This window comes from Rothia mucilaginosa ATCC 25296 (genome assembly GCF_000175615.1).
GTDB lineage: Bacteria > Actinomycetota > Actinomycetes > Actinomycetales > Micrococcaceae > Rothia > Rothia mucilaginosa.
In genome coordinates this window covers 15,949-29,109 of record NZ_ACVO01000004.1, presented here as the reverse complement: position 1 = coordinate 29,109, position 13,161 = coordinate 15,949, and the positions used below count along the sequence as shown (strand labels likewise).

Annotated in this window: 13 protein-coding genes and 2 tRNA genes; 9 read left to right on the top strand and 6 right to left on the bottom strand. The window is 59.1% G+C overall.

Features of this window, described 5'->3' with window-relative positions; all coding sequences use genetic code 11:
- Window positions 1-144: 144 nt before the first annotated feature.
- The 3 genes from ROTMU0001_RS09060 to ROTMU0001_RS00750 all read left to right on the top strand — a co-directional run bounded on the left by ROTMU0001_RS09060 (window position 145) and on the right by ROTMU0001_RS00750 (window position 2,215).
- The gene (locus tag ROTMU0001_RS09060) at window positions 145-582 is read left to right on the top strand and encodes a hypothetical protein (protein WP_070674494.1); all 438 of its coding nucleotides are present in this window, start codon (window positions 145-147) and stop codon (window positions 580-582) included.
- A 663-nt stretch (window positions 583-1,245) separates the two neighbouring features.
- Window positions 1,246-1,689, top strand: a complete 444-nt coding sequence (locus ROTMU0001_RS00755; RefSeq protein WP_044141755.1) for a hypothetical protein — start codon at window positions 1,246-1,248, stop codon at window positions 1,687-1,689.
- 82 nt (window positions 1,690-1,771) lie between these two features.
- Complete coding sequence (locus ROTMU0001_RS00750) at window positions 1,772-2,215, top strand: hypothetical protein (protein WP_044141753.1); 444 nt, start codon at window positions 1,772-1,774, stop codon at window positions 2,213-2,215.
- A 102-nt stretch (window positions 2,216-2,317) separates the two neighbouring features.
- Here the strand turns inward: ROTMU0001_RS00750 and ROTMU0001_RS00745 are convergent.
- Window positions 2,318-2,405, bottom strand: a tRNA-Ser gene (locus tag ROTMU0001_RS00745).
- A 125-nt stretch (window positions 2,406-2,530) separates the two neighbouring features.
- Here ROTMU0001_RS00745 and ROTMU0001_RS00740 point away from each other — a divergent pair.
- The 3 genes from ROTMU0001_RS00740 to ROTMU0001_RS00730 all read left to right on the top strand — a co-directional run bounded on the left by ROTMU0001_RS00740 (window position 2,531) and on the right by ROTMU0001_RS00730 (window position 5,512).
- A complete protein-coding gene (locus ROTMU0001_RS00740) occupies window positions 2,531-3,541 on the top strand; it encodes an NAD(P)H-quinone oxidoreductase (protein ID WP_005507576.1) in 1,011 nt (336 codons plus the stop codon).
- A 232-nt stretch (window positions 3,542-3,773) separates the two neighbouring features.
- On the top strand, window positions 3,774-4,313 hold the full coding sequence (locus tag ROTMU0001_RS00735; protein WP_005507575.1) for a hypothetical protein: 540 nt from the start codon (window positions 3,774-3,776) through the stop codon (window positions 4,311-4,313).
- A gap of 323 nt (window positions 4,314-4,636) precedes the next feature.
- A complete protein-coding gene (locus tag ROTMU0001_RS00730; protein ID WP_005507573.1) occupies window positions 4,637-5,512 on the top strand; it encodes an HpcH/HpaI aldolase/citrate lyase family protein in 876 nt (291 codons plus the stop codon).
- A gap of 112 nt (window positions 5,513-5,624) precedes the next feature.
- Here ROTMU0001_RS00730 and ROTMU0001_RS00725 read toward each other — a convergent pair whose 3' ends face one another.
- Window positions 5,625-5,891 carry a hypothetical protein gene (locus ROTMU0001_RS00725; RefSeq protein ID WP_005507572.1) on the bottom strand — a complete coding sequence of 89 codons (267 nt, stop codon included), beginning with the start codon at window positions 5,889-5,891 and terminating at the stop codon, window positions 5,625-5,627.
- 107 nt (window positions 5,892-5,998) lie between these two features.
- Window positions 5,999-6,073 (bottom strand) — tRNA-Thr (locus ROTMU0001_RS00720).
- 304 nt (window positions 6,074-6,377) lie between these two features.
- Between ROTMU0001_RS00720 and ROTMU0001_RS00715 the strand changes: the two genes are divergently transcribed.
- Window positions 6,378-7,148 carry a DsbA family protein gene (locus tag ROTMU0001_RS00715; RefSeq protein WP_005507570.1) on the top strand — a complete coding sequence of 257 codons (771 nt, stop codon included), beginning with the start codon at window positions 6,378-6,380 and terminating at the stop codon, window positions 7,146-7,148.
- Window positions 7,148-7,936 (top strand): spermidine synthase, encoded by a 789-nt coding sequence (locus ROTMU0001_RS00710; RefSeq protein WP_005507568.1) that lies wholly within the window; start codon window positions 7,148-7,150, stop codon window positions 7,934-7,936. The genes ROTMU0001_RS00715 and ROTMU0001_RS00710 overlap by 1 nt, the downstream gene beginning before the upstream one ends.
- Before the next feature lie 128 nt (window positions 7,937-8,064).
- Here the strand turns inward: ROTMU0001_RS00710 and ROTMU0001_RS00705 are convergent, their stop codons facing one another.
- Both ROTMU0001_RS00705 and ROTMU0001_RS00700 read right to left on the bottom strand, forming a co-directional pair.
- The gene (locus ROTMU0001_RS00705) at window positions 8,065-9,039 is read right to left on the bottom strand and encodes an EamA family transporter (RefSeq protein ID WP_005507566.1); all 975 of its coding nucleotides are present in this window, start codon (window positions 9,037-9,039) and stop codon (window positions 8,065-8,067) included.
- Between the two features lie 198 nt (window positions 9,040-9,237).
- Window positions 9,238-10,299 (bottom strand): EamA family transporter, encoded by a 1,062-nt coding sequence (locus tag ROTMU0001_RS00700; protein WP_005507565.1) that lies wholly within the window; start codon window positions 10,297-10,299, stop codon window positions 9,238-9,240.
- Between the two features lie 272 nt (window positions 10,300-10,571).
- On the opposite strand from ROTMU0001_RS00700, the gene ROTMU0001_RS00695 reads away from it, so the two are divergent.
- On the top strand, window positions 10,572-11,453 hold the full coding sequence (locus ROTMU0001_RS00695; RefSeq protein WP_005507564.1) for a hypothetical protein: 882 nt from the start codon (window positions 10,572-10,574) through the stop codon (window positions 11,451-11,453).
- A 117-nt stretch (window positions 11,454-11,570) separates the two neighbouring features.
- Here the strand turns inward: ROTMU0001_RS00695 and purB are convergent, their stop codons facing one another.
- Window positions 11,571-13,004, bottom strand: coding sequence for an adenylosuccinate lyase (purB, locus tag ROTMU0001_RS00690; RefSeq protein ID WP_005507563.1), 1,434 nt, complete (start codon window positions 13,002-13,004; stop codon window positions 11,571-11,573).
- Window positions 13,005-13,161 lie beyond the last annotated feature (157 nt).

Here is a 13,161-nt window from a genome sequence, read left to right as displayed (position 1 = left end):
CCGCTCCTCAATTACGAGGAACGGGGCTTTGCTGTGTATATGCCGTATATCTCGTGGATTGGTCCTGACATGCTTGTTCCCGCGCGGGGGAAGGTCTAGGGTGGGTTTAGCATCTGTGTCGGTACGTGAAAGGTTGTGGATGCGATGTCGCAGCTACCCCAAAATAATGAAGTTTTTGATGACAATCCCGAATACGCCAAGCTCCACCCGGGAAATAACAATGGGCAATCCGCCCCGGGTAACCAACCACTACCTACACGTCAGTTTTACCCGAGCTACCCGAGGAATATTGTCGGACCTGTGGGCATCCTGGAAGAAGGGCGTAAGTTGGCTCAACGGTCATTGACCTTTGGCATCATCAGCGTGGTGCTTATCCTCTTGACGTTCTTGCTGCCCTACACCCTCCTCGGATCTTTTATTCTGGGCATCCTGGGAATCTTGTCTGCACGAGACGCGGAATGTCACGGCGTACCGGCAAAGGCGGGGCATATCCTCAGCTGGATTGGTGTGATTCTGCCCATCGCCCTATCAGTCCTGGCGGCTATTGCCCTGTTAATGCTTGTTTTCACCTTGAAAGGATAGTGTCGTAACCGGCTTAGGAAGTTTGGATAGCCGAGAGTCGAATTCATGGTCTTTCGTATGTGATATGTAAAGAGCCCTGTTCCTCAATGCGAGGAGCGGGGCTTTGCTGTGTGTATGCCGTATGTTTTGTGGAATCGGCTCGACATGCTTGTTCCCTCGGCGGGGAAAGCATAGGGTGGGCTTAACACCCGGTATTGAAAGGTTATGATGCAACGATGCAGGATCCAATCCTAGGCCCGTATTCCGACCCAGCAGCTGGTCTGCGCTCGAAACCTCATCGCCACAAACAGGGTGCTGATATTGAAGAGCCCCCTATGATGCAGGGCGGTGGGAAAACAGCGACTAATCTAGGGGAGCGAGCCTCCCAACTTTCACTCACTTTTGGTGTGCTCAGCCTCATCAACATCTTGGTGTTGGGTTCGTGGTTTTTCGGTATCCCCACTGTCATCTTGAGTGTCCTTGGTCTACAGAAAGCTAAGGAAGCGGATAGTTACGGCGTAGTTTCTCTTGCGGGTCGAATCCTGAGCTGGATAGCTATCGCTGTGCTTGTCCTTGGGTACGTACTGATTGTGTGGGCGTGGTTCAATGCCGAATAGGTTTTTGCGAAGCACCAGGCTGAGGTATTCAACTAACGCGTGTAGATTCTGAAAGGTTGTGGATGCGATGTCGCAGCTACCCCAAAACAATGAAGCCTTCGATTACAACCCCGAATACGCCAAGCTCTACCAGGAAGATAACAACGAGCTGCCTAGCCCGGATACATCTGACGAGCAGCTACTGCCCGCAAATGAGTCTCTGGATGAGTTCTCAGATCAAGCGGCGGGTAAAAGAGCAGCGAACCTCTCCCTACTTTTTGGCTTCCTCAGCCCGCTGTCTTTCTTTCTAGGGTTCTGGTGTCTTGTCCAAGGTCTTGAAGAAAGTGCTCTGCAGGTAGCTATCCTTGCCCCAATCCTGAACATCCTGGGTATCTGGCAGGGGTTCGCGGCGAGGCGGCGCGGTACGCGTGCCAGCGGTGGCCTGATTCTCAACGGGCTGGGGCTATGCATTTTCATCGGTATCGCCGCCCTCATCATGCTGATTGTAAACGCCTTGTCAGGCATCAACTAACGACGCCGGCTCGATAGTGAGCCCAGATGCTCTCTCGAGTCGCTAGACACTTAACACCCGGTATTGAAAGGTTGTGGATGCGATGTCGCAGCTACCCCAAAACAACGAAGATTTTGATAACAACCCCGAGTACGCCAAGCTCTACCAGGCGAACAACAGCGTGCAACCCAGTGCTGACGATACGGACGACTGGGAGCAACATGCGAGCGAGCAACCTCCTGACGTGCAAGGGGCACAAGACGGTAAAAGGGTAGCGACCTTCTCCCTGCTTTTCGGCGCTCTCGGCCCGCTGACGTTCTTTCTAGGGTGCTGGTTGATTTTCCATGATCTTGGAGAAAGCGGTCTGCGGGTAGTGTTCGTTGCGCCGGTGCTGAATGTCCTGGGTATCTGGCTGGGGTTCGCGGCAAGGCGGCGTGGTACGCGTGCCATCGGTGGTCTGATTCTTAACGGGCTGGAGCTATGCATCTTCATCGGTATCGTAGTCCTCGTCACGTCGCTTCTAAACGCCTTGTCAGGCATACACTAACGACGCCCCCGGTAACTCGAAACGGCATATGTGAAGAGCCCCGTTCCTCAATACGAGGAACGGGGCTCTTTGCGCTCCACACGTGGAGCAGAAGCTAAAACGCGGATGGTAAGGGATTTGAACCCTTGAGACGGGGTTACCGCCTACTGGTTTTCAAGACCAGCTCCTTCGGCCGCTCGGACAACCATCCATACGCACCAGAGACCGGCATTTTATGGCAATACCGTGCCGCAGGGCACTACGAGATTATCTCATGCGATAAGCTTTCTGTAAATCGCGCACCAACGATGGTGCTTCCGGCAATGAGGAGGACTCATGAGAGCAATTATTGAGAACAGTCACGGTGGACCTGAGGCTCTGACAATCAGCGAAGTCCCCGCCCCCGTACCCCGATCCCACGAAGTTCTCATCCGTGTTCACGCCGCCGGAATCAACCGCGCCGACGCCCTGCAGCGCCGCGGATTCTACCCGCCGCCCGCCGGCGCGAGCGCCATCTACGGCCTCGAAGTAGCCGGCATTATCGAAGCGGTCGGCGAAGGCGCCTCCGTAGAGAACCGCGGCACCCCCGTCATGGCGCTCCTGCCTGGAGGCGGCTACGCCGACTACGTGACCGTACCGGTCGACCACGTGCTACCCGTACCCGAACAGCTGAGCTTCGCCGAAGCCGCCGGTATTCCCGAAGTCGCGGCAACCGTCTACTCGAACCTGGTGCTCACCTGCGGCATGAGCATGAACCCCGCCGAAAACCTCAAGGAAGACGGCGAACCCGCGGTGGTGCTCATTCACGGTGGTACCGGCGGTATCGGTGTGCACGCCATCCAGCTGGCGCTCGCCGTAGGTACCCGCGTGTTTGCAACCGTGGGCACCGAGGAAAAAGCAGAATATGTGTGCTCACTAGGTGCGGAACCCATTATTTATACCGAACATTCGTTCCGTGAAGTTCTGCTGGCTGAAACTGGCGGACGCGGCGCCGACTACATCCTCGACGTTGTGGGCGGAAAGTACCTGGACGACAATCTGCACACCCTCGCCGATGGCGGGCACCTGTGCATTATCGGTCTGATGGGCGGCGCCAAAGCAGAAGTGAACCTGGGGTATATGCTCTCCCGCCGCCTGTCGGTGCACGCCACGAGCCTGCGCACCCGTTCGGATCAGCAGAAGGCTGAGATTTTGCGCGGTGTACGTGAACACGTGCTGCCGCTGATTGAATCCGGCAGGATTGGCGTGGGTCTGGACCGTATCTTCGACATGGAGGAGGCGGCTGCCGCCCACGAATACTTCGACTCCGGTCAGCATCGCGGCAAGATTGTGCTGCGCATGGTCTAGAAATCGCTGTGCCCTCGCGGTGCCTTTTTAGGCTGGCGTCGCGGGGAATGTTGCGTGAGCGGCGTAATGAGAATCTGGGCTTGAAATAAACAGCTGACTGCTGACATCTCGTCACTAAAAGAAATTTAGGGTAACCTAAGCATAGGGAGGTTTGCGGGTCGCCGCAGAGCCCATCACCGGCAGCCTCCACCGACCAACAAACACGGCACACACACCACGCAGAGGAGGGCATATGGGACTTAAAAGCTACCTGCAATCGCGCCGCGACGACGCCGAACTCGGCAAAGGCATCTGGCGCCGATCCCACGACCGGTTTATTCGCGGCATTGACCGCTTCCACCAGGTCCTCGAACGCCTAGCGGCAACCGATTCGTCCACCTCCATGATTGAGCTCATCGTGCCGGACGCAAACGCGCTCGCCGACCTGATTCCGCGCGTGCGTGCAGTCGCTATGGAAGCGCACCGCCTCGCCCCCAGCGACGGCGATATTCCCGCCTCCCCGTTCGGCACCTACTCCGACCTGAACCGCGCCCTCTCCAAAGCGGGTAACGCCGTGGCACTCTGCGCCGAAGCGCTCGCCATGGCACGCTGCTTCGGCAACTGTGCCACCGGATGCGACCGCCAGGTGAGCGTGCACCGTCGCGTGGAAACCGTTATCCAGCACATTGAAGACGCCGAACGTCTGATTCAGCGCGCCCAGAAGGAAGCCACCGGCGAGCTAACCTTCGACGACGGTATTCCGGTGGGTCGCACCCAACTGGTGGAAGCCTAATCGTAAACTTCTGAACTGCCCGCAGTATCCGCACCGGATGCTGCGGGCAGGTTCGTTGACAATGCAACCCAACCCGCACCCTGACCCGCGTCCGCCACGTGAGCAGGGCAAAGTCGAACGGTGACTAACAGGCGAGCTAGTTTGATGTGCACCTCAACAGGCGATACGCTTAAAGAAGAGGTGTAGGACACTTCTTATGCGGTTCCGTCACAATGGAGGTGACGACACAATGCGATGGTACGCGCGGAAGAACCGCAGGCTTTTTCCTGCCCCTCTACGGCACAACCCACTGCATATACAATTCACGGAAGAAGTCACACACCATGTTTGAATTCCACCGCAATGAGCGTGCGCGTCAGCTGCGCCCCAGCCTCTCACGCTCCTGGCTCCTCGTGCGCGCCAACTCCTCCGAAGAAGTTTTTGAAGAGGCCTTCGAATCCGAGGCTGACTCCATCATCATCGACCTCGAAGACGGCTGCCCCCCCGAAGAGAAGGACGCCGCCCGCGAACAGGTCGTCCGTATGCTCAACTCCGGCGTCGTCGCATGGGTGCGAATCAACGCCATCACCACCGAACACTGGTGGAAGGACGTCAAGGCCCTCAAGAACGTGAAGGGCCTGCGAGGCGTCATGCTCGCCACCGCAGAGCACGCCACCGACATTGACCGCACCGCAGCCGAGCTGCCCCCCGGAACCCCCATCATCGCGCTGATCGAGTCCGCACTCGGCGTGCACCACTCCATCGAAATTGCGCGCGCAATCGGCACTTTCCGCCTCGCATTCGGCGCAGGCGACTACCGCCGCGACACCGGCTCCTCCGCAACCCCCATGGCGCTCGCCTACGTGCGTTCGCAGCTGGTCATCGCCTCCACCCTGGGTGGTCTGCCCGGCCCCATCGACGGCCCGACTCTCGGCGCATACGGTGCTGACCTCTCCAAGGCATGCGGCTACGCGAACGACCACGGCATGACCGGTAAGATTACCCTCGACATCCGCCAGACCGAGACTATCAACGCGGCATTCTCCCCGAGCGAGATCGAAATCGAAGAAGCACACCAGATGCTCGACGTGCCCCTCGACGGCCCCCGCGACGGCTCCTACCTGCCGCGTTACCTGCGTGCAAAGAAGGTCAAGGAACTCGCCAAGGTTTACGGCCTGTGGGGCAAGACCGACAGCGACTTCCAGCGCGCCTCCAAGTAAGGTGCTCGCCTAAGGTACACGCGCAAAAAGCCGCGCATCCGACCCCTGAACGGGGGAACCGGATGCGCGGCTTTTATCTGCCTGAAACCTCTGGCGCGCTACAACTTAGCTACTAGTTGCGGGGCGATTTGCCGCCCGTCAACGCATGAGCGCACACGTACGAAGTCACCAAAGAAATCACAATCGGCACCAGGAACGAGGTGTCATCCTCATACACGGAACGGTAGAAGAACCACACCGCCAGGGAAACCACCAGCGCCAGCACGTACACCAGAGCAAAACGCATCGTGGGGCTCATCGGACGCGAAGAACCCGCGGAGGGGCGACCACCCTGCGAACGGTTCTGCAGACGCTGAGTATTTGAGGAATGAGAAGACACGAGAATCTCCTAAAAATCGATGGTGACATCCTGCGAGATACGTGACGTCTCTCAGATGCTAAAAACCGCCGCAACACACCGGAAACCGGCACGCGTTACGGCGGATGTGGAGCCCCCAGTGGGATTCGAACCCACGACCTTTTCTTTACGAGGGAAATGCTCTACCCCTGAGCTATAGAGGCGCATATACGTTTGTTCCCAGCCGCCCGAAAGCAGCCGACGAACAGTGCATACCCCGCAATAGTACCAAAAAGGCGGGGGAGAGGCTAATTACTTTCAGCACCGTGACCGCTACCGAGAGCAGACGGCAGAGAGCCTATGGTGTGCACTGCATTCACCCCGTAAACCCGCCCGAAGATAGGGAATGTTCAGGGCAGAGGCATACAATAAACCCTATATACCCACGGCGGCTAATCGCGCCTCACCGCGCCCAACAACCACTGACACATCAACCACAGACAGCCGCCCCCATAGAGAGGAACCACCATGACTTCACCCCTCAACCGCCGCACCCTGCTACTGGGCGTAGTGCCCGCCGCCGCCCTGGGACTGAGCGCATGCGGTTCCAGCTCCTCCCAGCCCTCCGCATCGGCATCTGCGAGCGGTTCGGCAAGCACCGCCGCAACCTCGGCAAGCGCATCCGCGAGCGCCACTGTGAGCGCTTCGGCATCCGCTAACTCCTTGGCTTCGGCAAGCGCGTCGGCAACCGCCGATGACGGCTACGTCGGCTACCGCCTCAACCGCGAAGTACCCGGTGCAGGCACCGCAACCCTGTACACCGACTACCAGTGCCCCTACTGCGCCAAGGCAGAACCCAAGTTCGAAGAAGCCGCCAAGAAGCTTGACGGCATCATGAACGTGACCGTGCGCCACATGCCGCTGAACATGCACGCCAATGCCGTACCCGCCGCACTCGCCGTAGAAGCCGCAACAGCTCAGGGTAAGCACCTCGAAATGGCGAACAAGCTCTTCAACACCCAGAACGACTGGAAGAACATCAAAGAGCGCGACAAGCTGCGTACCCTCTTCAACGACTACGCCAAGGAACTGGGCCTGAACGTCGAAGAGTTCGACAAGACCTTGGTTGCCTCCGACACCGTCAAGCCCATTCAGCGCGACTACGAGCACGCCGTGAAGATTGGCGTGAAGGGCACCCCCACTTTCGTCGTGAACGACAAGGTCGTTGAGGGCCTGGATTCCTCCTCCTCGGTGGATGACCTGGTCAGCACCTTCAAGCGTGAAGCTGGCGTGAAGTAGTGGCGCACATTCAGCTCTCCGGCGGGCAGCGCGCCGAAATTCACCCCGACGGGTTCAGCGACCACGGCTACGTTCTCGAAATCGGTGGCGCCGAGCAGTCCCACGTGGACGTGCAGAACCCCGACTACGTGTTCTACGAGTACCTGCGCCGCATCGCAAACGCGGTGGATGCGCTTGCACCCGCCGGCGAACCCATCACCGCAGCACACCTGGGCGCCGGTGCGCTCACCCTCGTGCGCTATATTCAGGCGACCCGCCCCGGCTCCCGCCAGGTTGCCGTGGATATTGAACCCGAGCTCATGGGCTTCGTAACGGACCGCCTGCCGCTACCCGCCGGAACCAACTGCCAGCTGGTGGTCGGTGACGCTCGCGAGCAGCTGGCGAACCTGCCCGAACTGCTGGGCGTGCCCGGCTTCGACGCAATCATTCTCGACATCTTCACCGGCATGGACGCGCCCGCCCACCTGGCGAACCGCGACTTCTACCGCGAACTCAAGGACGCCCTGAGCGAGCGCGGCATGGTCGCCATAAACGTGGGTGACGACGCGGGTCTGCCCTTCTTCCAGCTGCAGGCAACCGCCATGCTGGAAGTCTTCGACCACGTGTGGTGCCTGTGCGAAAGTTCCATGATTAGCGGGCAGAACGAGGGCAACCTCGTGCTGGTTGGTACCGCCCGTGAGCTGGACGAGGACACCCAGGACTGGCTGTACGCCCTGGGCCCGCATCCGGCGGATGTGCTCACCACCGATGAGCTGCGCGACCTGCTGGACGAGCTGGCTGAGAGCTAAACCTGACATACAAAACCGTTGAGGCGGGTACCAACCAGGTACCCGCCTCAACGGTTTTCTATAGGGGTTTTCTATACGCCGCGCGCCGTACACCGGCAGAATTTGGATTTTTACTCAGGACATTGGCTTTACTCGGGTAGCGGCATGGGAACGGGGTCCTCGCTGTCATCCTTCTGCTTGTGGGAACCACCCTTCGTGGTGGTCAGCGTAATGCCCACACTCGCGGTCATCAGCAGGAAAATCGCCACCCAACGAATCGGGCCGGTCTCCTGATTCAGCAGCGCCCAACCGGCAATCGCCGCAATAGCGGGCTCCATGCTCATCAGTACGCTAAACACCTGCTGCGGCAGGTTACGCAGAGCCATCAGCTCCGCGCTATAGGGAATCACCGAAGCGAACATGGCGGTACCAAAAATCATGAGGAGCAGCATCGGATCCTGCGCCACGTTCCAAATCGGCTGAGGCGCCGGAACAACCGCCGCCACCGGGGCAATAAACGCAGCACCAACAAGCATCGCCACCGCCAGGCCGCTCGCACCCGGAACCAGGGCACCCACCTTCGCGCTAGAGCGAATATACAGCGCCCAGAACACGCCAGCGATCAGCGCGAACGTCAGACCCAGGTAGTCGGTATCCTTGCCGACCGCCGCCTCGTAGCCGAGCACCAGCATGCCCGCCAGGGCGCAGAGCACCCACACCGCGTCGCGGAGCCTGCGCGTCAGCATGGACGCCAACGCCAGCGGGCCCAAGAACTCCACCGCAACCGCCAAACCAATCGGGATGCGGTCAATCGCGCAATAGAAGAAGCCGTTCATCAGACCGAAAGTCATACCGAAAATGATGACGGCACGCCACTGCTCCTTCGACCAGGACAGCGCACCCGGCGGCATTTTGCCGCCGCGGCGGGTACGCCAACGCGCCGCCAACCACACGGCGCTACCCACCACCATGGAAGCAATTGCCAGACGGCTGACGCTAATAGCCAGAGCACCAAACAACGGGAAGAGCGTCACCGCGAACGCGGCACCGAACTGCAACGACGAGCAGGATATCAGCACAAACATAATGCCCAGCGCGGGGCGTTGAGATGAAGTATGCGGCATGATTCTCCTTCCTGCGCCTCACAAGGAGGCGGTGCATCTCTCACGGTGTACAGGTGACGTATCGATTCGGGCGGGAGCAAGAACCTGACCAGCGCAGTTAAAGGCAGTTAAAGAGCGCACCCCCGGGCAACACGAGATACTATCCTACTCGTCACCCGGGGGTGCTAGAAACCGTTGATACGGCTACCGTTCAGCAGATTAGAGGCCCTTCGCCTCACGGTCAGCCTTGATCTGCGTAGCCGACGGAAGTGTAATGGAGCTGGTTGCCATCTGCGCAATATCAACCGCGTGGGCATCCACCGCGCCGGGCAGGTAGCGATCGGGATCCTCCAAAGTGCCGTCTTCCTGCGCCTTCTTCTGTGCGCGAGCGTGAGAAATTGAAATGCCGATACTCGCAGCCACCAGCAGAGCAATAGCAACCCAGCGGACCAGGCCGGTAGCCTCACCAAGCATCACAATACCCACAGCCGCCGCAATCGCAGGCTCCAGGGACAGCACCACGCTATAAATATGCGCGGGCAACAGACGCAGCGAAGAAACCTCACCCAGTGCCGGCAGAGCAGAAGCCAGCAGACCCATCAGGCAACCAATAGCCAGCAGGTTCACATCCTGAGTGACCTTCAGCAGATTATTGCCGCTAATAAGGAACGGGAACGGCAGAACCAGCAGGGTAGAGACAACGTTACCCATGACCATGCCGCCCATGCCCGGGATGAGTGCGCCCACCTTCTCAGTCGCCAGAATATAGGCGGCACGAGAAACAGCGGTCAGGACCGAGAAAATCACACCCATCAGGGCGAAATCTTCAGGCTTCGCCTGGGACTCAGCCGTCAGAATCGCCATACCAGTAAAGGACAGCGCAATCCACACCAGATCCAGCTTGCGGCGCGACATAACCGTCGCCAGCACCAGTGGACCCATAAACTCAATAGCCACCGCAATCGCTAGTGGAACCTGCTCAATCGCCACATAGAAGAACGCATTCGCACCGGTCAGGGCGATACCAAGGACAATGACCGTCATCCATTGTTGACGGGTCCACGAACGAATCTGCGGACGGAAGAACGCCCACAGCAGGACAGAAGAAGTCAACAGGCGCAGAGTCACCACGCCCCAAGGGCCCAAATCGCCCATCAGCTGCTTAGCAAGAGCCGCACCGAACTGCGCCGAAATAATCGCGCCGGTCGCGTACGCAACACCCAGCCCCTGAGTCGCCAGGGGAGAACGCGCAGCATTGGGCGTATGGGTGGAAGAAGTCATAGCAATCCTTATTAGTCCAGAAGAGGTGTCAGCCGCTATCTGTCATCAGGCGCAACCCGAATCGTCGTGAAACAGGTCACGCACTATGCAAACAATGAATAGTGTGTAATCTACGACAATTTTACGCGCTTTAAAATCCGGCGCAAATAGAGACCAAAACACCCTAACAACCCCTCAAAAACCTCCACGCCCTCGGTGAAATTTCACCCCCACACCCCACCACAACCCCTCATATCCAGGAAATATTCACCCAGCCGTGATTTACTGAGAGCATGCTTGACCCGAAGAAGTCTCTATTCGATGAAGACGGCAACCCCCGTCCCGCGCTAACCACCACCCTCGACAACGTACTGCGCATGCAACGACCGCTCGCGCTGTCCATCGTCAAAAAACTCCGTGAAGCGCACCCCGACGAAACCCCCGAACAAATCCACAAGCGCCTCGACCGCACCTACCTGCGCGACATCACCGCCATCGGCGGCGTCACCGGCGCATCCGCATTCGTGCCCGGCGTCGGTACCGTCACCTCCATGAGCCTGTCCGCGCTCGCAGTCGGCGGCTACCTCGAACGCACCGCACTCTACGCCCAGGCAGTCGCAGAACTGCACGGCGTGCACGTACACGACGCCGAAACCGCCCGCTCCATGGTCATGGCAATCATGCTCGGCGAAGAAGGCTCCCAGCTCATGAACACCGTGCTGCTGCAGACCGGCAAGGCAGGCGGCGTCTCTAACAAGTGGGGCATGCTGCTCGGCAACTCCTCCAGCGGCAAGATGTTCAGCGTCGAACGCACCATCCGCAACCTGTTTATCCGCCGATTCCTCACCCGCCAGACCGGCGCGCTGCTCGGCCGTGCACTGCCCTTCGGCGTAGGCGCAGTCGTTGGCGGCGGCGCAAACCTGACCCTCGGTAAGGACGTCGTGCGCAACACCCGCCGTGCCTTTGGCGACGCACCCGCATACTTCCCCGCAGAGCTCATGATCACCCCGCGTGCACCGCGCGTACAGGGCGGCGAAGGCTCGGAAGGCCCCTCCGGCGTGGCTGGTGCCCTCCTCAAGGGCGTCAAGGACGCAGGTAAGGCGGCAGGCAAGGTCTTCACCCGCGGCAAGGGCCACGACACCGAAACCGGCCACCGCCGCATGCTCGGCCGCTAAACCAGCTGGCTAACAGAACCTGGCTAACCGAACACAGCAAAGACCCAACACACTAAAGACCCCAGCTCCCTAAACACAGGGAACCGGGGTCTTTAGTTTTTAATCCTTTGCTACAGACTAAGCGTTCTTCGCGTGATCGAGCAGCTGAGCCGCAATACCGTTATAGGTGTGCGGAGTCAGAGCCGACAGACGCTTCTCAGCCTCGGGGGAGAGACCCAGAGTAGCCACGAACTCCTTCAGACGAGCAGCGTCCACGCGGTGACCGCGAGTCAGCTCCTTCAGACGCTCGTACGGGTTCTCCATGCCGGGAACACCCGCGATAGCCTCCGCACGCATCACCATCTGGATCGCCTCAGCCAGAACCTCCCAGTTGGAATCCAGATCAGCAGAAATAACGTCGGTCGCAATATCCAGACGCTGCAGACCCTTCACCACATTGGAGATAGCCAGCACCGAGTGACCAAACGCCACACCGATATTGCGCTGCGCCGACGAGTCAGTCAGGTCACGCTGCCAACGAGAAGTCACCAGGGTCGAACCCAGCGAATCCAGCAGAGCGTTGGACAGCTCCAGGTTAGCCTCCGCATTCTCAAAGCGAATCGGATTCACCTTGTGCGGCATGGTCGACGAACCGGTCGCACCAGCCACCGGAATCTGACGGAAGAAACCAATCGAAATGTAGCTCCACACATCGGTGCAGAGGTTGTGCAGCACGCGGTTGAAATGAGCGATATCCGAGTACAGCTCAGCCTGCCAGTCGTGCGACTCAATCTGAGTGGTCAGCGGGTTCCAAGTCAGGCCCAGGTGCTCCACAAAACCACGAGAAATCTTCTGCCAATCAGTGCTCGGCACCGAGGCGTAGTGCGCGGCGTAAGTACCGGTCGCACCATTAATCTTGCCGAGGAACTCGGTCGCCTTCACGTGCTTGACCTGGCGCTTCAGGCGGTAGGCGAGCACGCCCATCTCCTTGCCCAAAGTGGAGGGGGTCGCCGGCTGACCGTGAGTGCGGCACAGCATCGGCACGTCGCGGCCGTCCTCAGCCAGCTTCAGCAGAACATCAATCAGCTCCTCCGCGGCGGGGATCCACACGTTCTCAACGGCGTCCTTGATGCCCAGCGCGTAGGAGAGGTTGTTAATGTCCTCAGAAGTGCAGCCGAAGTGAACCAACGGCACCAGGTGACCCAGGCCCAGGCCCTCCAGGCGGCGACCAATGTAGTACTCGACCGCCTTCACATCGTGAACGGTGACAGCCTCAATCTCAGCCAGCTCCGCCACAGAATCAGCGTTGAAATCGGTAACGATGGCGCGCAGGCCCTTCTTCTGCTCCTCGCTCAGCGGGGACAGACCCGGCAGCACCTCGTGCTCGCACAGGTAAATGAACCACTCAACCTCAACATGGATGCGGTCGCGGTTCAGAGCCGCCTCAGAGAGGTAGTTGGTCAGGGGCGCGGTTACGGATGCGTAGCGTCCGTCGAGGGGGCCCAGCGCAAGTTCGCCGGTGCCCAGGTCAATACGGCCAGAAGGCAAGAAGGTGTTATTGGTGTGAGACATAGCTCTATTTTTGCATGAATTCGCTGAAAAAAAGAGGCGGGAAGAGCATATGGACGTGACGGGCGGCTTGGTTAGTTACAGAAATATGACAAAACGAGGGGACGCGGAGGGGGCATTTTTTGGGTTTTGAGGACGCAAAACGTGCGAATTTTTCGAA